Annotated in this window: 17 protein-coding genes and 1 pseudogene; 9 read left to right on the top strand and 9 right to left on the bottom strand. The window is 55.0% G+C overall.

All coding sequences use genetic code 11. The features are described 5' to 3' along the window. Positions 1-21 precede the first annotated feature (21 nt). From CPAR_RS11415 to CPAR_RS07115, 4 genes and pseudogenes are all read right to left on the bottom strand, one after another. Positions 22-459 (bottom strand): annotated as a pseudogene (locus CPAR_RS11415) (WD40 repeat domain-containing protein); the annotation flags it as partial. Beyond that, positions 455-4186, bottom strand: coding sequence for an eIF2A-related protein (locus CPAR_RS10670; protein WP_198002608.1), 3732 nt, complete (start codon positions 4184-4186; stop codon positions 455-457). The pseudogene CPAR_RS11415 and the gene CPAR_RS10670, both read right to left, overlap by 5 nt. A gap of 112 nt (positions 4187-4298) precedes the next feature. Beyond that, positions 4299-5792 carry a dicarboxylate/amino acid:cation symporter gene (locus CPAR_RS11280; protein ID WP_156773401.1) on the bottom strand — a complete coding sequence of 498 codons (1494 nt, stop codon included), beginning with the start codon at positions 5790-5792 and terminating at the stop codon, positions 4299-4301. Between the two features lie 26 nt (positions 5793-5818). Continuing rightward, positions 5819-6841, bottom strand: coding sequence for a DUF481 domain-containing protein (locus tag CPAR_RS07115; protein ID WP_012502635.1), 1023 nt, complete (start codon positions 6839-6841; stop codon positions 5819-5821). A gap of 205 nt (positions 6842-7046) precedes the next feature. Here CPAR_RS07115 and CPAR_RS07110 point away from each other — a divergent pair, with 205 nt between their 5' ends. The 8 genes from CPAR_RS07110 (at position 7047) to CPAR_RS07075 (ending at position 15106) form a co-directional block, all read left to right on the top strand. Beyond that, positions 7047-7586, top strand: coding sequence for a MarR family winged helix-turn-helix transcriptional regulator (locus tag CPAR_RS07110; protein ID WP_012502634.1), 540 nt, complete (start codon positions 7047-7049; stop codon positions 7584-7586). After that, the gene (kamA, locus tag CPAR_RS07105) at positions 7513-8835 is read left to right on the top strand and encodes a lysine 2,3-aminomutase (protein ID WP_012502633.1); all 1323 of its coding nucleotides are present in this window, start codon (positions 7513-7515) and stop codon (positions 8833-8835) included. Before CPAR_RS07110 ends, kamA begins: the two co-directional genes overlap by 74 nt. Further along, positions 8832-10295, top strand: coding sequence for a sodium:solute symporter family protein (locus tag CPAR_RS07100; protein ID WP_012502632.1), 1464 nt, complete (start codon positions 8832-8834; stop codon positions 10293-10295). Before kamA ends, CPAR_RS07100 begins: the two co-directional genes overlap by 4 nt. Further along, positions 10292-11143, top strand: coding sequence for a putative beta-lysine N-acetyltransferase (gene ablB / locus CPAR_RS07095; protein WP_012502631.1), 852 nt, complete (start codon positions 10292-10294; stop codon positions 11141-11143). The genes CPAR_RS07100 and ablB overlap by 4 nt, the downstream gene beginning before the upstream one ends. A gap of 134 nt (positions 11144-11277) precedes the next feature. Then, positions 11278-12726, top strand: a complete 1449-nt coding sequence (locus tag CPAR_RS07090) for a sodium:proton antiporter (RefSeq protein ID WP_012502630.1) — start codon at positions 11278-11280, stop codon at positions 12724-12726. Between the two features lie 27 nt (positions 12727-12753). Beyond that, positions 12754-13140, top strand: coding sequence for a hypothetical protein (locus CPAR_RS07085; RefSeq protein ID WP_012502629.1), 387 nt, complete (start codon positions 12754-12756; stop codon positions 13138-13140). Between the two features lie 69 nt (positions 13141-13209). Next, on the top strand, positions 13210-14559 hold the full coding sequence (locus CPAR_RS07080; protein WP_012502628.1) for a DUF389 domain-containing protein: 1350 nt from the start codon (positions 13210-13212) through the stop codon (positions 14557-14559). Between the two features lie 157 nt (positions 14560-14716). Beyond that, on the top strand, positions 14717-15106 hold the full coding sequence (locus tag CPAR_RS07075; RefSeq protein WP_012502627.1) for a hypothetical protein: 390 nt from the start codon (positions 14717-14719) through the stop codon (positions 15104-15106). Positions 15107-15131: 25 nt separating this feature from the next. On the opposite strand, the gene CPAR_RS07070 is transcribed toward CPAR_RS07075, so the two are convergent. Continuing rightward, complete coding sequence (locus CPAR_RS07070; RefSeq protein WP_012502626.1) at positions 15132-17114, bottom strand: DUF2075 domain-containing protein; 1983 nt, start codon at positions 17112-17114, stop codon at positions 15132-15134. Between the two features lie 20 nt (positions 17115-17134). On the opposite strand from CPAR_RS07070, the gene CPAR_RS07065 reads away from it, so the two are divergent. Continuing rightward, a complete protein-coding gene (locus CPAR_RS07065; protein WP_041466164.1) occupies positions 17135-17437 on the top strand; it encodes a type II restriction endonuclease in 303 nt (100 codons plus the stop codon). A gap of 29 nt (positions 17438-17466) precedes the next feature. Here the strand turns inward: CPAR_RS07065 and CPAR_RS07060 are convergent, their stop codons facing one another. The 4 genes from CPAR_RS07060 to CPAR_RS07045 all read right to left on the bottom strand — a co-directional run bounded on the left by CPAR_RS07060 (position 17467) and on the right by CPAR_RS07045 (position 22457). Further along, positions 17467-18033: a TorD/DmsD family molecular chaperone gene (locus CPAR_RS07060; protein ID WP_012502625.1), complete on the bottom strand. Its 567-nt coding sequence runs from the start codon at positions 18031-18033 to the stop codon at positions 17467-17469. A 76-nt stretch (positions 18034-18109) separates the two neighbouring features. Then, on the bottom strand, positions 18110-19033 hold the full coding sequence (nrfD, locus tag CPAR_RS07055) for an NrfD/PsrC family molybdoenzyme membrane anchor subunit (RefSeq protein ID WP_012502624.1): 924 nt from the start codon (positions 19031-19033) through the stop codon (positions 18110-18112). 16 nt (positions 19034-19049) lie between these two features. Further along, a complete protein-coding gene (locus CPAR_RS07050; protein ID WP_012502623.1) occupies positions 19050-19649 on the bottom strand; it encodes a 4Fe-4S dicluster domain-containing protein in 600 nt (199 codons plus the stop codon). Positions 19650-19667: 18 nt separating this feature from the next. Next, entirely contained in the window at positions 19668-22457 is a 2790-nt protein-coding gene (locus CPAR_RS07045) for a molybdopterin-dependent oxidoreductase (RefSeq protein WP_012502622.1), read from the bottom strand. Between the last annotated feature and the right edge of the window lie 516 nt (positions 22458-22973).

Below are 22973 nucleotides of genomic sequence, written 5' to 3'. Positions count from 1 at the left end.
TGAATTTACATCCCAGAGCTTGAGAGTGTGATCAGATGAAGAGGAAAGGATTTTATCGCCATCTGGGCTGAATGCACAATCCCAAACGGCTTCTATATGGTCTTCAAAGGTGTTGATACATTGTCCGGTTTCAGAATCCCATAGCTTGAGTGTACTATCCAGTGATGTTGAAAGAAACTTTTTTCCATTGGGACTGAACGCGCAGGATACAATATCTCGTGGGTGCCCCTGTATAGTCATTAAAAGTTCTGCTGAATTTGCATCTAATAGCATTAACAAGCTATTTCTTGTATCAGTATTGACGTCTGTTGTTGCAAGTATTTTTTTACCATCAGGACTGAATGCGCAGGCGCGAAAAAAATAAGAGCTTTTATATTTTATAATACGTTTCCCTGTGAGGGTGTCCCACAGATAAATACTTCCATTCAAAGAAACAGAAAGGACCTTTTTACCATCAATGCTGAAAGCACAGTCTTTGAACCAACTTATTTTTTTTATGCTTAAAAGTCATTAAAACCTGGCCAGAAAAAGAATCGAAAAGTTTTATTTCGCTGCTATCCGTTACGGAAATAATGCGGCTTCCGTCAGGACTGAATGCACACATTAAAACAGCATTGCTGTACTCCGCCAATATCTTAACACATCGTCCTGATTCTGTTTCCCATAGTTTGATGAAATGATCGTGAGACCCAGAAATAAAGCGATTCCCAGAAGGATTAAACGCACATGCACTGATAAGACCGCCAGTTTTTGAAATGTTCATAATACACTGACCTGAAGAGCTTTCCCAGAGTTTGATGCCGTTGCGTGATGTTGATATAATTTTTGTTCCATCAGGACTGAATGCACAACTATTACTGTCAAACCAGCTACGATATTCAGGGAGTGAAATGAGAATTTGTTGAGAAAAGGCATCCCATAACTTCAGAGTATTGTCATATGAGGCGGAAATAATGCGTGTTCCATTCGGACTAAAGGCGCATGACCATACCGCACCCGTATGCCCAGAAAGAGTCTGAATACAATTTCCTGATTGAGCCTCCCAAATCTTTAGAGTGTGGTCGGAAGAGGCGGAAATAATGCGTGTTCCATCAGGGCTAAAAGCACATGACCATACCGCTTCGGTATGCCCAGAAAGAGTCAATAGGCACTGCCCTGATCGAGCGTCCCAAATCTTGAGCATTTTATCGGAAGACGCTGAGATGATGCGTTCACCATCGGGGCTGAATTTTGCATTATTGACCTCCGATAGATGACCACAAAGGGTTGAAATGCAATGGCCTGATTGAACATTCCATATTTTTATTGTCTTGTCATAGGACGAGGATATAACATATTTCCCGTCTGGGCTGAATGAACAATCGCTTATGGTTAAGGCGTGTTCGAAGAATGTCGAAATGCAATTGCCCGAATATGTATCCCAAATTTTAACTGTTTTGTCACCGGAGCCTGAAACAACTCGCGTACTATCCGGATTAAAATTGGCGGCGTTGACTGAACCAGTATGGCCGATCAAAGTTATAAGGCAGGTGCCGGATTTAGCATCCCAGAGCTTGACTGTTCCATCAGCTGAGCCAGATGCAATCTTTGTGCCATCCGAGTTGAAAGAGGTAGCTTTGATTCCAACAGAATGGCCATCATAGAGTGATAATTGCGGATGTTCTGGAAGTGACGAACTGACAATGCCTTCGCACCTCGCAGCAACGAACTCTGCATCAACGGGAAAATCGACCATTTCCGTCGCTTCACACTCAACAAACGACGCAAGCCTGAGTTCCGCCCCCGCCCAGCGGCTTTGCCGCAAATCGCAGTTCCGCAAGATTCCGGCGTCGGCATCGGCTTGCGAGTAGTCGACTCCGGTGGCGTTGCAGCCGAGGAACTCCGCGTTGACGAGGTTGGCGCGGCTGAACGAGGCTGCGGCGAGCACGGTGCTGCGGAAGCTCGTGCCGCGCAGATTCGCCCCGTCGAACCGCGCGCCCGAAAGGTTCAGGTTGCTAATCACCCATCCGGCAAGTTCGGCCTGTTCGAGCCGGACGTTCCGCGGCGCGGGGGTGCGCATTCCGCGCTCGTGCAGCTTCAGCCAGAGAGCGAAGGCGAGTTCCGAAACCTCCTTCCGGTAAGCGTTTTCAAGGATCGAGGCGAGTGCCGCGACCACCTTTTCGCCTTTCCGCTCATCGGCGGCGAGCATATCGGCCACGAAGTCGAGCGTCTCTTTCGACGGCATGTTCATCGCCAATTCCTGCGGCTCGAACTCCCGCGCCGACAACCCATCGACCAGAAATCCCGCAAGGAAATACTCCTGCAACGAGGTGTGGGCGAACGAGAAATTGTCCTCCTCCTCGCGGATGATAAAGGTCGCCGTGCGCAGGTCTTTCTTGAGTGTTTCGCGCGGCTTTTCTCCCCGATAGGCTTCGCTGATCGCCGGATGGTCGGCCAGCCAATCGTCGAGCCAATCGTCGAGATCGTCCGTCTCCAGCCCCTCGCCGCCGCGCCGGTGGAGTTCGGCAGCCAGCGACTTCATGAGCCGCTTCTTGTGCGACGTGCTGAACTCGTGCTTGCCCTCGTCCCGCGCCAGCCAGTTCTCGACCGTCGTGTCGTAGAGCGTGGCCGTGTTGACCTGCTTGTTTTCGGACGCCAGCCGCTCGATGTCCGGAATGAACTCCGTCATCAGGTTGAGCGTGTAGGGGCGCGACGCGAGCTCTTTCAGGTTGTGCACCTTCCCGAACAGCCCGATGATGCTCTCGATCTTGTCGCCATCGCAGCCGAGCCGCTTCTCCAGATACTCCCGGATCTGCGCCGCGTCGAAGGGCAGGAGCGTGCAGGAGCGGTACTCCTCGCGGGAGCGCCCCTCGCGATCCCTGCCGAGGAAAAGCGTGTTCTGCTCGATGGTGTCGCGGAAGTAGTGGGTGCGGCAACTGATGAGAATTTTGCCCTGCGGCGGCGCGTTCTCCTTGTCGCTCCGCTGCTCCCGGATGCTCCAGAGTTCGGCGATGAACCGGTTGGTCTCCTCCGGCGAAAAGTGCACTGTCTTTTCATCGAGACCGTCGAACAGAATCATCGCCCGGTTCGAGCGCACCAGCCGGATGACGTCCTCCGGCGTCACGATGCTCTTGTCGAGCGGATCCTTGGTGAACTCGATGGCGTCGCGCAAAACATCGACGAGGCGCGGCACCTTCTTCTCCGCGCCGACGCGGGTCGAAACCCGCCGCAAGTCGATGTAAATGCAGAGCGGCACCGACTCCGGCGACTCGTCGTGCAGCGCATTGATCTCCCGCGCCAGCATCCGGCAGGTAAAGGTCTTGCCCGTCCCGAAATCGCCAAGCAACGCAAAAAACGGCACGTCCGACTCAAGCGCCCAGCTCCTGATGTAAGGCCGCGCCTGCACGGTGTCCGCCGACGAAGTGGCTTCGGTTTGATGGGAGATAACGCCCGGCAGGCCACAAGTGTCGATGAATCGTTCACATTCGTACGACGAGCATCGATATTCCAGATTTCTTTTGATGAATTTCTGTGTGCCATCTTCGTCCCGAATGATGCCCTCAACTTCGTGCTCTTCCGTTTCAACGCAAGCGACCTCTTTATGCTTTTCCCGCTGTTTCAGAATGCTCTTTTCGATCTCTTCAACGAAATCGTTGATAAATTGACTCAGATTCGCACCGCTGACTTTTTGAAACGGTTTGGTCTGTTCAAAGAAAAATATCTGGCGGTGGTCAAGTCCGTGCGTTTCCAGATTGTCGATGTCGATGGGTTTGAGCGCGACGGGAAAGCACTTGTCTTGAAGCAGCGGAATTTCGTGTTTTTGGATGTAAGTGCTTGCCAGAAAGCGGTTCGACAGTAGTAAGATGCCGTAGTTGCACCGGCTGAGCCTGTCCTGCAATTCATCGTGCCATGTGTCGCCGCAGAGCAGATCGTTATCCGAGGATAAGACAAACTGGAAATGCCTTGAGATTGCAAGCCGCGCTTTCAGCTCATCGGTGAATCGTTGCTTGACGCTCTTGTCGTTGTGGGCATACGACAGGAAAAGCTCGATGCGTGGCTTGATTGTCGCACGAATCTCCACCGCTTCCGACGACCGGTAGCCCGCCATTTCGGCATAGCCGGGTTTCATCGCTTGTTCGACGTTGCTGGCATCTTGCGACAGCCTAGCGGATGCGGGCGGGTGGTTCGGCGGCGTGGAATCAGGCATGATTGTGTGGTCGAATGGCTCGGGAAATGGCGTAAAAAGAATATAGGATAATGAGCGTACCATCCCGCAATCAACAGAGGGAGAGTTAATCCATTTTCACTCCAGTCTCAACCTACCTCTTCACCTTCCGGTCGATAATACCCGCACCGACGCTGTCGCCCCAGACGTTGACGGTGGTTCGGCAGCGGTCGAGGAACCAGTCGATGGCCAAGATCAGCGCAATGCCTTCGACTGGGAGGTTCACCGCTTTGAGCACCAGCACCATCGTCACCAGCCCCGCTTCGGGAATGCCTGCCGCACCGATGGCGGCGAGCGTCGCCGTGAGGAAGACGACGACGAGCTCCGGCGTGCCGAGCGTGATGCCATTCATCTGCGCGATGAAGATCACCGCAACCGCTTCGTAGAGTGCGGTGCCGTCCATGTTGACCGTTGCGCCGAGCGGCAGCACGAATCCGGCGGTGCGTTTTGAGATGCCGTTGTTCTCCTCGGCGCACTCGATGGTGAGCGGCAGGGTGGCTGAACTCGACGCGGTCGAAAAGGCGGTGAGCAGCGCGGGGAAGGTTCGGACGGCGTAGCCCGACGGCGAGCGTTTGCCGAAGAATTTCAGGAGCAGCGGCAGCGTGACGAGGCTGTGGATCGCGAGGCCGCCGATGACCGTCGCGGCGTACTTGCCGAGCTGTTGCAGCTCCGGCCAGAAGCCGCTGAAGCCGCCCGCTTCGCTGAGTCGCCCGGCGATCAGCGCCCCGATGCCCACCGGCGCGACGTACATCCCGAGGTGGATGATCTTCATCATCGCCTCGTTGAGGCTGTTGAAAAACAGGATGGCCGTGCGGCCCGCCTCGCCGGTCATGGAGAGCGCTGCGCCGAGCAGCAGCGAAAAGGTGATGACCGGCAGGATTTCGTTGTTCGCCATCGCCTTGAAGATGTTCGACGGCACGAGGCCGCTCACGACTTCCTTGAGAATGTCACCGATGGCTCGCTTCTCCTGCATGAAACGCTTGTCAGGCTGTCGGTCGAGTCGGATGCCTTTTCCCTCGCCGTTCTCCGGCGTCACTGCTTCAGCCCGCCGTTTCCATCCGGATGTCGTGATGACAATCGTGTCGCCGGATTGCCGAGTCGAGTCGATCGAGGCCGAGAGGTTCCGGTCGAGCAGGTGCAGGGTCGAGGTCGTCAGATCGCTGTCCGGAAGCGCCGCCGAGTCTATCCGGACGGTGTTGCCTTCGATGCGGTACTGGACGTTGGCCTGCGTGATCGAAGCCTTCGAGTTCTCCAGTCCAGCTTTGCCCGGTTGAATCCAGAGCACCAGTAGAATGCCGGTGAAGACCGACAGCGCCGTGGTGCCGATGTAGTAGCCGAGCGTCCGCGTGCCGAGCGAGCCAAGCTTGCGGACGTCGCCGAGCCGCGCGATGCCGCTGACCATCGCTGCGATGATGAGCGGCATGACAATCATCATCAGGAACCGGATGAACAGGTCGCCAACAAATTTTACCGTGAGGCCGCCTTCCGGCCAGAAGCCGCCGAGCAGCGCCCCCGCCACGATGCCGGTAATAATCCCGATAAGGAGTCTGTTGTTGTGGTTGCTCTTTTTGACTGGTGACTGCTGCATTTCTTTGCGCTCCTCCATCGATTGTTTTACCACTGGTATCCCAGCTTCAGGCGGTAGGTTGTGTCCCAGGGCACGGTGCCTTCCGGGGCGTCGCCGTTGTACGAGGTTTTCAGTTCAGCGCTGGTGTTGAGCCCTCCGGCGATTGGTGCTTTCAGGCCGCTCCAGGTATCGAATGACAAACCACCAGCGTCGGCGAGGCTGACGAGGCCTTTGTTGCGATGGTACAATTCCAGCTTGCCGGGAATGATAAAATAGCTGAACTCCATTCTCCACGCGTCGGAAATAAAGCTTTCGTTGCTGCGCGAGAGGTACTCCTCGGAGGTGTATTCGAGACCGTTCTCAATGCTGAACTTCGTGCGGGTGTTGTTGACGATGTTCCAGCCGAAGTAGGGGCCAGCCGTCCAGCGCAGGTTCAGGTCGGTCATCCGGTCGCGCTTGACCGAGGCCGATGCGCCGTAGTAGAGATTTTTGGAGAAGTGGTTGTCGTAGGTCGTTCCGACCGTCCAGCGGTTCTGTATTTCGGTGCCGTCGGTTTTGTAGTATTCGAGCTCTCCTGCCAGCCTGACGCGGTGTTTCAGCTTTTTCCATTCGAGATTCGTCGCAATATCGCTCCGATTTTCATGCGTGTTGCCTCGGTCGAGTTTGAAGGAGAGGCCGATTTCGCCGCTGAGCCTTGCTGCCTTGCCGGTTTCCCAGTCGTCGGGATTGATTTGGGAGACATTCACTGCCGGTTCGCTTTGCTGGTCGAGCAGAATGCGATCGCCGTTCCGGATGATGGATTTGACCGGAATGGTGCCGTTGCCGGTCAGGCGCACGTGCATCGGTTCATCGTCGGAGCGGATTTCACGAACTTTTTTCCATTCGATGCTGATGGTTCCTGCGTAGCCGGTTTTGAATTTTACGATGTCGTCGCTCATGCGCTCGACGGTGCCGGTCAGCCGGTCGCCGTTGTCCAGCGTGATGGTTTGCGCAGCAAACGCAGGAGCGGCGTGTATCAGGCAGAAAAGCGTGAGGAGCGGAAGAAGCAGGGGAGAACGATGCAACGTCATGGTGGCTTGTCGGGGTTGTCAAAAGTGGGTGGTGATTGTGATGAAAAACAATATAGGCCTTGCGTTTTCCCCAGTCAACCGTACCGTTCTTTCCGACAATTTGGAACTTTACGCTTCTTCTCTTACGTTAAGTCACCATAATCTTTCGTGTACGAAATTATTCTGTACGAAAGAATTGTTTTTGTAAACCCAGTTTACCGGGGATATGCAGCAGCATGTGTATTCTGACCGCGATTCAGCCGGTCGCAGTTATGAGGCCCTTCGCCGCATTGCGCGGGCGCTCGATGTTCATTCCCGGAAGCTGTACCGGGAGTACAGCCTGACCTCACCCCAGATGTTGTGCCTTCACACCCTGAAGCGTGAGGGTCAGCATATCCTTTCCGCGCTTGCAGCTCGGCTGCATCTCAGCGTGAGCACGACCAACGGCATTATTGACCGTCTCGAAGCCAAGGGGCTGGTGCTGAGGAGCCGCTCGCAACAGGATCAGCGCAAGGTGTTCATCACCATCACGCCTGAGGGGGAGGAGCTGCTCGACAAGGTGCCGGAGCTGATGCGCGACATTTACGCGCAGGCGTTCGCACGGCTCGAGCCCGAGGAGCAGGCATCATTTGCGACAATGCTCGACAGGCTTGCAGGTTGGCTCGATCCTTCCGGTAACAACCAAGTATATCATGACCTTATCCCTTGCCCAGAAACAGATTATCAAACGAATCGACCCGGAGACGACTCCGTCGGACTGGAGTGACTGGCGGTGGCAGATGCGCCACAGCATCCGTGATCTCGATACCTTTGAGCGCCTTCTGGACATAACCCTTTCCGACGAGCAGCGCAAGGCATTCGGCGAGACGGTACAGAAGTTTCCGATGTCCACCACGCCCTACTACCTCTCGCTCATCAATACCGACGACATGGAGAACGATCCTGTCTTTCTCCAGAGCGTCCCCTCACCCCTCGAACTCAAGATCATGAAAGGCGACATGGCCGATCCGCTCCACGAGGACGAAGACAGCCCGGCTCCCTGCGTGACGCATCGCTACCCCGACCGCGTGCTGCTGCTCGTGAGTAACACTTGCCCGATGTACTGCCGACACTGCACCCGCAAGCGCAAGGTTGGCGACGAGGATACCATTCCCAATCGCGCGGCTATTCAAGCGGGGATCGACTACATCCGCAACACTCCACAAGTGCGCGACGTGCTTCTGAGCGGCGGCGACCCGTTCCTGCTTTCGGATGAAATGCTCGACTGGATCCTCACCGAGCTGCGAGCCATCGAGCACGTCGAGATTATCCGTGTCGGCACCCGCACGCCGGTGGTGTTGCCGCAGCGTATCACGCCAGAGCTGGTGGCGATTCTCGGCAAGCACCAGCCGGTGTGGGTCAACACGCACTTCAACCATCCGCGCGAAATGACCCAGTCGGCGCGTAACGCGCTTGCTCGCCTCGCCGATGTCGGCGTGCCGCTTGGCAACCAGACGGTGCTGCTCTCCGGCATCAACGACTGCCCGCGGATCATGAAGGCGCTGGTGCACAAGCTGGTGGCCAACCGTGTCCGTCCCTACTACCTCTACCAGTGTGACCTCTCCGAGGGGCTGTCGCATTTCCGCACGCCGGTGGGCAAGGGGATCGAGATTCTCGAAAGCCTGATCGGCCACACCAGCGGCTTCTGTGTGCCGACCTACGTCATCGACGCACCGGGCGGCGGCGGCAAGATTCCGGTGATGCCGAACTACCTCATTTCGTGGTCGACCAACAAGGTGGTGCTGCGCAACTACGAGGGTGTCATCACCACCTACAAAGAGCCGGACTCCTACGAGCCGACCTTCTGCGACCGCAATTGCACCGAGTGCGATTTGCAGCTCAACTTCGAGGATGCCGAACAGTCAAAGGCCATCGGCGTGCAGCAGCTTCTTGCGGATCATGACCAGACCATTTCGCTCATTCCATCGTCGAATGCTCGCCATAAAAGGCGGAAGGGGGAGGCCGAAGAGGCATGAGCTGGATCGACTACCTGATTTTCGCGGTTTACATGGCCGCGATTCTCGGTGTCGGAGTCTATCATTTCAGGCGTAACGGCGATGCCGAGGATTACTATGTTGGCGGGCGCGACATCGCCCCTTCGCACGTTGGTTTGTCGATCGTGGCGACTGACGTTGGCGGCGGCTTTTCAATCGGGCTCGGCGGCGTTGGCTTTCTGATGGGGCTTTCCGGGAGCTGGCTGCTCTTTACGGGTCTGGTCGGCGCGTGGCTCTCGGCGGTGCTGCTGATTCCGAAGCTGAAAAAGCTCGACCGGCACCACCGCTTCATGACCTATCCTGACTTTCTGCGCCACCGGTACGACAGCCGCGTGGCGGTGCTGGCCGCGCTGATCTCCGGCATCGGCTACCTCGGCTTCACCGCTGCCCAGATGCTTGCCGGCGCCAAGCTCGCCTCGGCTACCATTCTGCAAACCAACCCTTTCGGCATGGAGCAGGTGACCTTTTCACTGCTGGTGATCGCCGTGGTCACGGTGCTCTACACCATGATCGGCGGCTTGAAGGCGGTGATCTACACCGATACGGTGCAGTGGATCGTGCTGCTTGCCGGGCTGATTCTGGTGACCATTCCGGTGACGCTTGTCAAGATCGGTGGGTTCGGCGCGCTCGTTGCGGCGCTGCCTCCGAGCCACTTCAGCCTCACTGCCATCAAGCCGACCACCTTCATCAACTGGATGGTGACCATCGTACCGATCTGGTTCGTGGGCATGACGCTTTACCAGCGGGTGTACGCCTGCCGGAACGAGCGGGAGGCTAAAAAAGCGTGGTACATCGCCGGGCTTTTCGAGTATCCGATCATGGCTTTTACAGGCGTGTTCCTTGGCATGTGCGCCCGCGTGGTGTTCCCGCAGGCCGAGCCTGAGCAGGCGATGCCGATGCTTATCAGCCAGATTCTGCCCGCCGGAGTGACCGGCATCGTGGTGGCGGCCTACTTCTCGGCCATTATGTCCACGGCGGATAGTTGCATCATGGCCGCGTCGGGCAACTTCACCAACGACCTGCTGTTCCGGTTCTTTTTCAGGGGTTGGGAACACGGGCGCGGCGGCCTTCTGATTTCAATGGTCGTGACGCTTCTGATCGGGGTTGGTGCGGTGCTGCTGGCGGTGCAATTCACCACGGTGCTCGACGCCATTTTGCAGGCCTATGCGTTCATGGTTTCGGGGCTCTTCATTCCGACGCTTGGTGCGCTCTTCTGGCGACGCGGTTCCTCAGTTGGCGCGCTATTCGGCATGGCGGGCGGCGGCACGCTGACGTTGCTTCTGATCTCGAAGTTCATCGCGCTGCCACCGGAGATTGCAGCGCTCGGCCTCGATCCGACCCTGTACGGCATTCTGTTTTCGGCGTTTCTCTATGTCGCAGGATCGCTGCTTTTTCCACAACGCGAGCGTTCCGGCGGCGCCTCGTCAATCCTCGAATCATGACCACCACACCCGACATTATCGAAACCCGTTTCGGCGCGCTGTTGCAGCACGGGCCGTTCAGCCGCCGCATTTACCTGATGAAGATGGGTGATGCCGATCCGCGTAAACTTCCGGATCAGCTCGATGCGCTTGCACGAGAGCACGGCTACACCAAGATTTTCGCCAAGCTGCCGAGAGGTTCGGAAGGGGAGTTTGTTGCGAATGGATACCGCGTCGAAGCCTCGGTGCCGGGTTTTTATCGAGGAGAAACGGAGGCGATGTTCCTGGCGCGATACCTCGACCCGGCCCGCGCCGAATCGCCCGAGGTCGCCGAGATCGCCCGCATCGTGGAACTGGCGTCCAGCAAGCCAGCCGTCGAGCCGCCGCCGCTTTCGGCGGAGTTCACGCTCCGGGCCTGCACATGCGACGACGTGGCGGAGATGGCCGAAATCTATCGCGAAGTTTTTCCCACCTATCCGTTTCCGATCCACGATCCGGCATGGTTGCTCGAAACGATGGAGAGCCACATCGACTACTTCGGCGTCGAGGATGCACAACAGGGGGGCCGTCTTGTCGCGCTGGCCTCCTCGGAGATGGACCTCGACGGCCTGAACGTCGAAATGACCGACTTTGCGACGCTTCCTGAATTCCGTGGTCGCAACCTCGCGCTGCACCTGCTCGCCGAAATGGAAGAGGCGATGCGGGAGAAAGGTATGCGCACCGCTTACACCATCGCCCGTGCCGTCTCGCCTGGCATGAATATCACCTTTGCCAAAGCCGGGTATAAATTCAGCGGCACGCTGGTGAACAACACCAACATTTCGGGTGGCATCGAGAGCATGAACGTCTGGTACAAGAAGCTGGCCTGAACCGTTATGCGGCGTCTTTGCGTTGCCGGGTTCTGGGTTCGGTTGTTGGTGATTCAGGGCTCCGCTTACGAGGTGAGCGTGAAATTCCTTACATTACGTTCCGTTTCGTGTTCAGTGATCAAATCATAGGTTTTATGAGGTTTTTGAGTCATCCTTTCAGTTTGTTTTTGTTGTTCGCTTCTGTTTTTGCCAGCGCTTTTGTGCCGGGCGGTGAGTTGTATGCCTCCGCAGCACCGGCGGCGGCGCATGCTAACCTTCCACCGGTCTGGCTTGTTTCCCCCTTCGTAGTTCTGCTTTTGATGATCGCCACCGGCCCATTGTTCTACCACCGGTTCTGGGAGCGGCACTATCCGAAAGTCACCGTCGTTCTAGGGCTGATTGTGGCCGCCTATTACTGGCTGTTCATCCATCACGGAACCCACGCGCTCAGCCATGCCTTGCAGGAGTACATCTCCTTCATCGCGCTTGTCGGCTCGCTGTTCATTGTGTCGGGTGGTATTCTGATCAAGATCGACCGGCCAGGCACGCCAGTGGTCAATGTGCTGATTCTGATCTTCGGCGAGATTATCTCGAATTTCATCGGCACCACGGGTGCTTCCATGCTGCTTATTCGCCCTTATCTGCGCATCAACGAGGGGCGGCTCAAGCCTTTCCATATCGTCTTTTTCATTTTCGTCGTCAGCAATATCGGCGGCGCGCTTACGCCGATCGGTGACCCTCCGCTGTTTCTCGGCTTTCTGAAAGGGGTGCCCTTCTTCTGGGTTATTTCAAAGGTTTTCCTGCCCTGGTTTATTTCGCTTGCCCTGCTGCTGCTGGTGTTTTTTATCCTCGATTCAAGGGTTAAGGAGAGCGCCAAAAAAATCGAGAACGCTTCGGGCGGCATCAGCGTCACCGGCAGGCGCAGCTTCGGTTATCTGTTGATTGTCATTATTTCGGTGTTCCTCGATCCTGCCGTCATCAAGGGATTTCCGAGTCTTCAGCAGATGTTTGGTGTGCCATTCGGCATTCGGGAGCTGATTATGGGTGCGGTGTCGATCGTGGCGTACAAAACTGCCAACCAGAAAGCGCTTGCGGGCAATGAGTTCAACTTCGAGCCGATCAAGGAGGTTGCCTTCCTGTTCATCGGCATTTTCATGACCATGATTCCCGCGCTTGCGCTGATCGAGGGCTATGCGGCCACCCATGCGGCTGAACTTTCGCTGACGAGGATCTACTGGCTGACCGGTATGCTCTCCGGCGTGCTCGACAACGCGCCGACTTACCTGAACTTCCTTGCCGGTGCAATGGGCAAGTTCGGCCTCAACATCGGCGTGGTGAGTGATGTCGCTCTATTTGCCGCCGGAACAGATTCGCCGGTAACCGGGGATGCTACTTCGGATCTGTATCTGATGGCCATATCGGTTGCTTCGGTCTTTTTCGGGGCTATGACCTACCTGGGCAACGCGCCCAATTTCATGATCAAGAACATCGCCGCGCAGACGGAGGCGGAGGTTCCGAATTTTATCGAGTATGTTTACAAGTATTCGATTCCGATTCTGGTGCCTATATTCATCCTTATATGGTTCCTATTCTTCAATCACTGAGTTGCTCTCAATCCAATCGAACGATCCATGAAAAGTTTTATTGCTGCCGTTAACAACGGGGAGACGGGATTTGCCATTGGAAACTCCGTGTATCTGCCGTTTCATTGCGAAATCATCAGTATCTGGATTGGCAAGGAGATGTCGCTCATCTCGTCTCCGGATATGATTTCCGATCTTGCCGACGAGGAGACGATCGGCATCAGGGAGGGGGATTCCTTCACCAATCTGGTGTTCAGGAAGTGGGGTGATCTGGCAAGGGAGCTGGGCAATCACAAGGGCCATATCATTCTGCATGCGGCCGAGAAGGGGGATGACATCTTTAAACGCGAAAACCTCCATTACATCAGGATGGGTTTTCATGACCATCAGAAAGAGCTCTCTTTTGAGATCATTGACGATCCGTTCCGGTTATAGGCAAGAATCCGGCTGCCCGGTTTTAGCCGTGCCTCATTCTGCCTCAATTGAACCCTCATTACCCCTGTCATGTTCCTGAAGTCAGTGCTCAGACATCTCAATTTACGGCAGCATGCTGAAGCACCCGATGTGGTTCATGAGGCAGTCGAGACCGATATCGTGTTCACCGGAGCGCGTCTTTGGGTGCTGGTTTCGGCGATCATTCTGGCTTCGGTCGGGCTCAACATGAACTCCACCGCGGTGATCATCGGCGCCATGTTGATTTCTCCACTCATGGGGCCGATCAACGGCATGGGCTACAGCCTTGCTACCTACGATTTTCCGCTGCTGCGCCGCTCGTTCAAGAACTATTCGTTTGCGGTTGTTTCGAGCCTTGTGGCTTCGACGCTTTATTTTGCCATCACCCCCGTCTCCAGCGCCCACTCGGAGCTGCTTGCGCGCACCAGCCCGACCATTTACGACGTGCTGATCGCCCTGTTCGGCGGCCTTGCCGGAGCGATTGCCCTGACGACCAAGCTCAAGGGTAACGTGGTGCCGGGCGTGGCGATTGCGACCGCTCTCATGCCGCCGCTCTGCACGGCGGGTTACGGGCTGGCTACGGGCCATTTCAAGTTCTTTTTCGGCGCGATGTACCTGTTCGCCATCAACAGTGTCTTCATCGGCCTTGCCAACGCCTGGTTCGCGCGCGTGATGCGTATTCCGCTTCGAAGCACTCTTGCCGAGGAGAAGAAAGTTGGCATCCACCGCCTCATTACGGTGGTCACTTTTGTGATGCTTGTTCCGAGTCTCTATTTCGGGTATGTGCTTGTCAAGAAGGAGAATTTCATGCGAGATGCCACGAAGTTCATCCAGAACGTCAGCATTTTCGAGGGCGATTACCTTTTGCGTTACGATATCGATGCCGGTGATCGTTCGATCTTGCTCGTTTATGGCGGCAAGCCGCTGACTGCGGAGAACAAGACCGCTTTGCGCAAACGCGCCATCGAGTTCGACCTCGACGAGGCGACCCTGACCTTTGAGCAGGGACTGGTGATCGGTGATGACAAGGCGTATCAGGCTCAGCTGTATCAGGACAAGTTGAATCAGATGCAGGAAACCGATCAGCTGAAGCTTGAAATAGCCCGTCTCAATGCGGTTCTGCAGCGGAAAGCCCAGCAGCAGGACAGCCTTCGCCAGGTCAGCTATACCGGCCTGAAACTTCTCAACGAGGTCAAGCCCTTGTTCCCTCAGGTTACCAGCTGCCTCTACGCTGAACCCTACCTTTTCAGCGACAAGACCGGCGCAAAGGCCATACGGCAGCCCTACGTGCTGCTCTCCACAAGCAAGCCTCTCAGACTTGCCGACCGTACCAAAGTGGAGAAATGGCTCAAAGCCCGTCTCCAGAACGACACGTTGCGCGTGGTGTTCGAGGGGAAGTAGACGCGGTGATGATGGCCGCCTGTTGATGCTTTTCAAGCTGTTTCAGTGGGGCTGCTTTGCATGTCTCAATTACCAGCGTCCCCTTATCTGACACCAAGTCTTTTATAGAACTGCGCCTGAAATCAGGGCGGACATAAACCAACACCGACATCCGACAATGGAGCAAAGTGCTAAAAACTCAATAATTCGCTTCAAGTATCTCTATCGTGACGGAGGGAATTACAAAAAGTGGGGTTTTGCCGATTTTGAGAACCCGGAAGGGTTGGAACTCGGGGAAATCAACAGACGGCTGGAAAGCTGTTTTGACATGAAATGCTTGTTCAACGCCAAACAAGCTGAACTACCAGAGGTTTTTCTTTTCGAAGAGGATGAGTATTCAGTTAACGCCGATGACCACTGCCTTCATGAGTATGACTCCATTGAAGCAGTTGATGCTTCAAGAGAAGATATTGATTTGCAGGATCGAACGATTGGGGCGTTTGTGAAGCATGTAGAGAAATGTTGGAAAAATGGATGGAAGGTATTTGACCCAAATGACATTTGGTAACTTTAGCCGCTAATCAAGGTGATTTTTAGCCAATCTCCTCAACACCCAAGGCTTTGAGGTATTTGTAAGTGCTATCATAAAATCTGGATGATCTTGTCGGATCATCGCCGCTCCCTTCCGGCACAAAAATGACCATCCCTTGTCGAGCTCTGGTGAGCAAGACTCGGTAAGCATTTTTCTGATATTGTTTTCGCGATTCGCTTTTGATTTGCTGCCATTTATTGCCCCGGAATGAGTAATGCTCCCAACCTTTATTTCCGTAACGGAAGTCCCCATCCCACGAAACACAGGCCCAATCAAGCTCCAGACCTTGAACGTGAAACTCAGTAGCAACCTCTTCGAGATAGTAAGATGAACGAACATCCTCCTTACCGTCGAGGAACCATTTAATGTGATTCATTGGAGACCGAACATCGATAGCATAGGGTTTGAGACGTTGAGCTTGAGATGATACAACCATGCCATAACGCTCTGAGCCTCTCGCTTGCGCTTTCAGCCATTCTTTGGCACAATCAAGGTTTCTGGTGAGAACAATTGGGTAACGCTCCTGAAGCTGTTGATAGAGAGCCTTTGCTTCCTCGACTTCACAATCAAGCACCGTTTTGACAAACCTTGAAACGCTTTCCGCCCTAAAAGAGCGCATAGAAGTGGCGAGATGAAGCTCATTATGGAAATGGACGTTCTTTCGCGTTTGGATTGATGCAAGTACTTCACCAGACTCATATTCGCTATCGGTCAACGCCGACGAAATAAACAGATGCCAATCAGGATATTTTTCCCTGACCGCTTCAATCCATGCGCTGATACCAGCTTCTCCAGTGTTGATTTCCTGACCGCCACCGACAAGGCAAACAATGACTGCCCAATCGTCTCTGCGATCCATACAAGAAATGAGGTATTCAGGCTCGGATATTTCAAAATCAGGAACGCCTTTTTTCTGCTTCATGAAGAATGAAGTCTGCTCCTTGTTCCACGCGCGTTGTGCTTCGTCAAAAAGCGCAACATGCTCTACCGGAGCTTGTCCATCGTTCTTTTGGCAATCATCACGGAAATGGTGGACATTTTGAATAAATGCCTTAACCCTTGTTTGCGCTTCTGACTTTTTAAGCTTTTTTCCGTGGTTCAGTTTTTCTCGAAGAATAGTATCACGAGCAAGTGCTTCACGAAGAATATCTACAAGCGGTTTATTGCCAGAGAGAAAAACGCTATAGAGTTCGCTTTGTTCATCGCTATAACGGGTGGCAATATTCAGACCGACAAGGGTTTTTCCTGCTCCAGGCACCCCGGTGACGAAGCAAATGACTTTTTCTTTCTTTTCTCTTGCTTGGTCAATGATGCGAAAAAGCTGTTCCGAGGTCTTCGTGAGGTTGATCGCTCCGGCATCGTTCCTTGATATTTCAGCAACACCATGACCTGCATAAAGTGCTCTGGCAGCTTCGATAATGGTCGGTGTTGGTCGATACGCAGCATCAGCCCATAATTTTGGGTCAAGAGTGGTCTCGGGAATTTGATGAATAATTGCTTTAAGCGTTGAAGCAAATTCGGCTTCGTTGGTGCGCACTGGTTCATAAAGCCCTAGAATCCTTGGATGCTTAAACAATAAAGCAGGATTAGCTTGAGCTTTTGTTGCGAGCAATACCGGAATGACGATTGCGTTGTGACTCGCCTCATGGAAATATTTCAGGTCGAGCGCATAATCGTAGGATTGGTCAATATCTGTCATGAGATATTGATTGGCATCGATCTTGAATTCAATGGCTATGACAATACCTTTAATCAGCAGAACGGCATCGATCCGACGACCCATGCGTGGAATGTTGAATTCAAGATGCAACCAGCCATCATGGCCTTGTAAGGCTTTACGAAGGATCGAAATCTCTTTGATCCATGCAATTTTTTGAGTTGGGAGGTCGGCAAAGGTACTGTTCAACACGAGTTCTCCGATAACTTGCTCATCGGAAGCATGTTGAAAGACTTCAATACTTGCGCTGTACCATGACCGATTCATAATTTTTGAATTGAGGGGTTATGCGGTCAGAAACTCTTGATGCAACTTTGAAGTGCAAATTCTTTTCAAGAATTATAGGGATTCGCATTCCCACCTGCAAGGACAGGTGGAGGCAGGTACTGAACGAAGCGAACCGAATCGGCAAAAAGCATTTGCTGACCGTACAGCAAGGCATTTCGCTAAATCAGTTCCGTGAAATGCGTGCGCATGATGTGCAGCTCGTCGTTCCGGCAGAGATCATAAAATTGTATCACAAGGATATTCGAGCTGAAATCATGACACTTGAGGGATTTTTGAGCGAAGTAAAGACTCTGGATTCATGAGTTATGGAAACAATCTGACTGGTAGGCCATCATCCTTTCTCGCAATATTCCCCTAGCACGCTCTCCATCAATTCTCCCAGCTTTCGGTAGGCTTCGAGTTTCGCGCCCTCTTTCAAATCATCAATAAATTGTGGCACCCAGCGGCAGAGGTGCTGACGGATGAATCGCTCTGAGGCTTTTTGGGCATCCTTGCTCACGGCTTTGTCCAGCGATTCCGCGGAGGCGAGAAAGGCAAGGAACTCCAGCTCTGTCGATAGGTGGTCGATCAGTCCCGGCTCCACGGTCATCTCCCATTCGGCATAGGCGGCAGAGACCGCTACGGCAGCGTCGCCGTGCATCCGCTTTTCCAGATAGATCGATTCGTAGGGCGGGCAGGCGGTGTGCGGGTAGCCGTTGATGAACAGGCGCGTGTATTCGGCCTGAAGCGGCTCGGTCTCCTCAAGCTCGAAGGCTCTGATGAGTGCCTGACGCTCCTCTTTGCCCGTTTCGATTTCGTCCGATACCTCGACGAGCGTAGGAATGAACGCCTGGTTCGGATAGGCCAGGGTGCGGCTCAGAAATTTGAAGACGAGCGCCTTCTGCAATGGTGAACTCATAGTGGATAAACGATGGACGCCCGGTGATCCGACAAGCGGAGACCGGGCGTCGAGGTTTTTGCTTTCAAGCCGTAGGTTACCAGGGGAACTGGAACATACCGGCTTTCAGAACGTAGATACGCAAGAGGAAACCGCCGAAGAGCACCAGCGAGCTGGCCATCAGAACCGGCAGTGCGGACTTCTTTTCTTCGTGCCCGTGCCCGGCGAAGAAGATGCTGTAGGTCTCGATGAGCAACGGCACGATGAGGCCTGCCACGAAGAAGCCGCCGATAAAGAGCGGGCTCTGGAACAGGTACTCGGCCGAAGCGCGAGCGCCGGTGGGCAGGAACATTGCGAAGTTGAAGTAGGCTCCGAGAATGATCAGCTCGGTGACGATCAGGACGGCGTCGAGCTGTTCCAGCTTGGAGGTGATTTTGTGCGCGAACTCGTTCTGCGAGAAGGTCGAGAGCAGCAAGAGGAAGGCGGCGCCGGTCGAGAATCCCGAGATCACGAACAGCAGCGGCAGGGCCGGTGTGTTCCAGAAGTTGATGGCCGGAGCCGCTGAAATCAACAGGCCGGTGTAAATGGCCACCAGAAAGCCTGCCGCCGAACCGGCCAGCGCGGCCAGCTTGTTAAAGCGCTCCAGAAGGCCGAGGATCGACTCGGGAATTTTCCGGATGATCGGCTCGAGTTTCGGCCACACCTCAAGCAGTGGTATCACATACGCGATAGCCGATACAAAATAGAAGTTGATAAAGATGACGCCCCAGAAAATCCACGATTTGGGATTGGTGAGGGCGTAGATAGCCTTGAGTGGCTGGAGCATGTCCGCGAGCAGGAAGATGGTGCCAAGCACCAAAAAGAAGATCGATGACATGACGGCCACGGAAAGCATTTTGCGGTCGCATCCCTCGAAGAGGTGAAGCACCGCGCTGATGGCAAAGGTAGCGCCTCCCAGACCTCCAAGAAAAAGGTAGGTGGCAATCTGCCAGTGCCATACTTCCTGATGTACAAACGTCATAATGAGGGCCTCCTTGCTATGATGGGATGTAAAATACTTTCGGAGAGGTGCCGAGCCCCTGGTTCAGCGCCTGCGCCTTGCCGCTGGTGGCAAGCTTGTGCGCCTCGCTCGACGGGTCGTCGAGATCGCCGAAGATCCTCGAATGGGTCGGGCAGGTGGCTGCGCATGCGGGCTCCAGATTTTGAGCCAGTCGCTGCACGCAGAAGGTGCACTTGTCAACGTGAGGCACCTTGTGCGTGACATCCTCGCCGTACAGTTCGTGCTCCTTTTCGACATCCTCGCGGTCGTAAGGGTAGCGGGCATCGTACGGACAGGCGATGCAGCAGGCGTAGCAGCCGATGCAGCGGTCGTTGTTGACCAGCACGATACCATCATCGTTCATATGGGTTGCCCCGGTCGGACAGGCCGACAGGCACGGGGTGTTTTCGCAGTGCATACAGAGGCGCGGAAGCAGCACTCTGCGCACATCAGGGAATGAACCCTGTTCTTTGTCTTCGACATGCGTCCGGAACTTCTCGCTCCAGAAGGGCGTCTGGTTTTCAGCCGAGCAGGCAGCCATGCAGGCCTGACAGCCGACGCAGGTACGCATATCCATTACCATTCCATAACGGGCCATAGATACTTACTCCTCCAGTTAACTGTTTACAGGCTTGACGCTTACGGTGAACTCCTGCGACATGAACGAGGCCGCGATAGGCTCGATGCTGTAAGGCATCAGTTCGTTCAGTGCGGTGCCCTTTCCTCCGGCGACGCTGAGTTTCTTGTTCCTGCTGCCGTAGGCCGAGGGCAGGAAGACCGTATCGGGCCGGATCATTTCGGTGGTGAAGAGCGTGGCTTTCACCTTTGGGCCGTAGCGGAGGTTGGTGACCTCTACCTCCTGGCCGTTGGACAGGCCGAGCGCTTTTGCCTTTGCCGTGTTCATCCACAGGCCCATGAACTGGCCTTTTTTGGGTTCGGTGACTGCGGCGAGCAGCGCATTGTTGTTGTTGGTCGATGCGTGCGACACCACCGGCACTTTGCCGTAGGTGAAATAGAACTCGTCGCTGCTGAGATCGTTCTTGTCGCCCTGGTCGGTGACCATGCGTGGTACATAGCCGAGCACCGGGTTGAAGATGGGCTGCTGACCGGCCTGCTGCGTGAACGATTCGAGAATCGGGCTGAACAGCTCCAGACGTCCCGACATGGTCGGCACGGGAATCTTGCGCGGCAGGTTCATCTCTTCGACCACTTCGTCGGCGTTCTTGAGCAGGAGCAGACCTTTGTCCCTGATGGTCGCCTCGACCTGCGCGCCGGTCATCTCCTTGCCGGTGAGCTTGCCGGAGAATTTACCCATCGCCACGTAAGCGGTTTTGAGGAACGCTTCGTTGAGGGGTTTGCCGGCCTTGTGTGCGGCTTCGGCCTCGCTCTTGAGCATTTCGGGATCAAGCCCTGCATACTCGGCGATGCCCTCCAGATAGTGGTCGAGCTTGCCCATACGGCGTGCGATTTCGCACAGAATGTCGGTGGTATCGCGCGTGTCGAAGAGCGGATCGATCGCCCGCAGGCGGGTGGTGTAACCAATGCCGGTTTCGGGGCCGAGCGGGTAGAGTAAAGGCTCGTTGCGCTCCAGATAGGTGTGGTTCGGCAGAATCACATCCGCGTAAAGCGTCGTGTCCGAAGGCAGTACGTCGATGGCCACGACCAGGTCGAGATTGTCGTTGGTGAGAATCTCCTCCCACCGTTTGGCCGGGAAGTAGTGGCGGATCGGGTTGGCCGCGTTCATGATGAGCGCCTTCATCCGGTACGGTTCGCCGTTGTAGGTCATTTCACCCTTGACCGCTTCGAGCAGGCCTGTGTCGGCCATGGCCGGCAGGAATGCCGAAGGCTTGCCAGCCTTTTGCTGCTCCATTGCCCAGGCGAACGACAGAGCGGGTTTGCCATGTTCCCACGCCTTCGGGTTGGCGAAGATGTCGAGCAGGCCGTGCGCGAAGCCCATGCCGGGGCGTTCGACCGGCGGCTCGTGGCTGCTGTCGATGCCGTGCTGCATGTTGTGCCACGCTTTTTCGGAACGGTGGTGGTACTCGCCGCTCATCATCCAGCCTCCGGGTTTGTCGATACCGCCGACCAGCGTCTGGATGATCGCCTGCAAACGGCGCTGTCCGATGAGGTGGTGGTAGCGTGCACCCATCCATCCCGGATCGACAAGTGCCGGTCGCGCCTGACCGAACTCGACCGCGATGCGGCGAATGGTTGATGCTGGAATATCGGTGATTTCCGCTGCCCATTCGGGAGTGAACGGCTCGGACTCTTCGATGAACAGATCGAACACGGTCGTCACGTTGTGGCCATTCCAGGTCAGCCCTTTGGGCGCGTTGAGCGAGGGCTGGATGCGTCCACCGGCAGTCGTTTTCTCGTTGCTGTTGGTGTAGGCCGGAACGGCGCGGATGCCGTTGCTGATCGCGTCGTATACATAGTAGGCCGAAGGTTTGCCTCCGCTCATGTCGGCGGCAAGATGCACCGAGCCTTTTTCGTCCTTGTAGGCAAGGAACGGAGCGTTGGTGTGCTTAGAAACGAACGCTGCGTCGTAGAGCTTTTCGCGGAGCAGGGTGTGCAACATTGCGAGGAAGAAGGCGTGGTCGGTGCCCGGTTTGACCGGAATCCACTCGTCTGCCTTCGAGGCCAGCTCGCCCATGCGCGGGTCGAGACAGACCACTTTCGCACCGTTCTTCTTTGCCTGCCCGAAGCGCACAGCGCGAGCGGTCGAGATAGCCGCCACCGAGGCGTTGTTCAGGCTGAAGAGGATGTATCGGGCGTTTTCGAAGTCGGCCAGAATCTCGTCGTGCACGTTGAAGTTGCCGGTCACCAGATCGGTGCCGAGGTGACCCGCCGTCACGCAGTGCTGAAGCGGCGAGGCGATGATATTGGGAATCTGCATGGTCTGGCAGAAGGGCAGGCTGAAGTGCATGTACGATACGCACGCCGTCCAGCCGCCGATAAGGCTGGTTTCCCAGGGATTGATTTTCTGCAGACGGCTGACGATGTACTCGTATGCTTCGTCCCAGGTTGCCGCGCGGTAGTTCCACTCGCCGCGCTTGCTGCCCGCGACGCGAATCAGCGGCTGCTTGAGGCGATCCGGATCATAGGTCTGGCGAAGGCCGGCCTGGCCGCGGGCGCAGATGCGTCCACGATTCAGCGGGCTATCTTCGTTGCCATCGATTTTGACGATTCGACGCACGCCATCGCTCTCTTTGGTCTGGACCTTGATGTCGCAGAACGAAGAGCAGAAGTTACAGATGCTCGGCACCCAGGTGGTCGTGCTGCTTGCAGCGGCGCCCTCCGTAGCCGGAGCGGTGGCCATGCCCCAGATCGGATGCAGGAGGGACATGCCGCCGATTACGCCAGCCGCTTTGAGAAACTGACGGCGTGAAATGTGTGTTTTGTGCATAAATGCTCCCCTTCAGACAGATGGTTAATGCCGTAATCCCATAGCGGGAAAGAATATGATAGCTGGATAAGGGATGTAGGTCTGCCTTGTCTTTATTGCTGTTCCTGTAGCAGATAAGGCGATAATATAGCGTCACATGTAAAACGTTGCAATAGTTATTTTCTTGTTCTGTATGATGATAACAATTGTTTACGCGTGCGGAGACTTCATTTTTCAGAAGTGCTCTGGCGTGTTTTTTATGGTAACGATTGTTATTTCCTTTGTCCCTGAAATCAGCGGCTGCGTTATATCATTTTCTTGTTAACGATAGTGACTATGGTTCGGTTTGGCAATGAGTTGAATGGTGTGATATTTATGGCGTTATCATGAGTCCTGAATGTAGGATAACGATTGTGAATGCTGGATTTGTGAGGTTTGCGATAAAAAACAACAGGATGAGCGGTGTTGCTTTTTTAGGCAAAGCGAATTTCTTTTTTTTAGTGACGATAACGGCGTAGTTCTTCCGCTGTTTTAAAA

It is taken from the genome of Chlorobaculum parvum NCIB 8327 (genome assembly GCF_000020505.1).
Lineage (GTDB): Bacteria > Bacteroidota > Chlorobiia > Chlorobiales > Chlorobiaceae > Chlorobaculum > Chlorobaculum parvum_A.
This window is presented reverse-complemented; position numbering and strand designations above follow the sequence as displayed.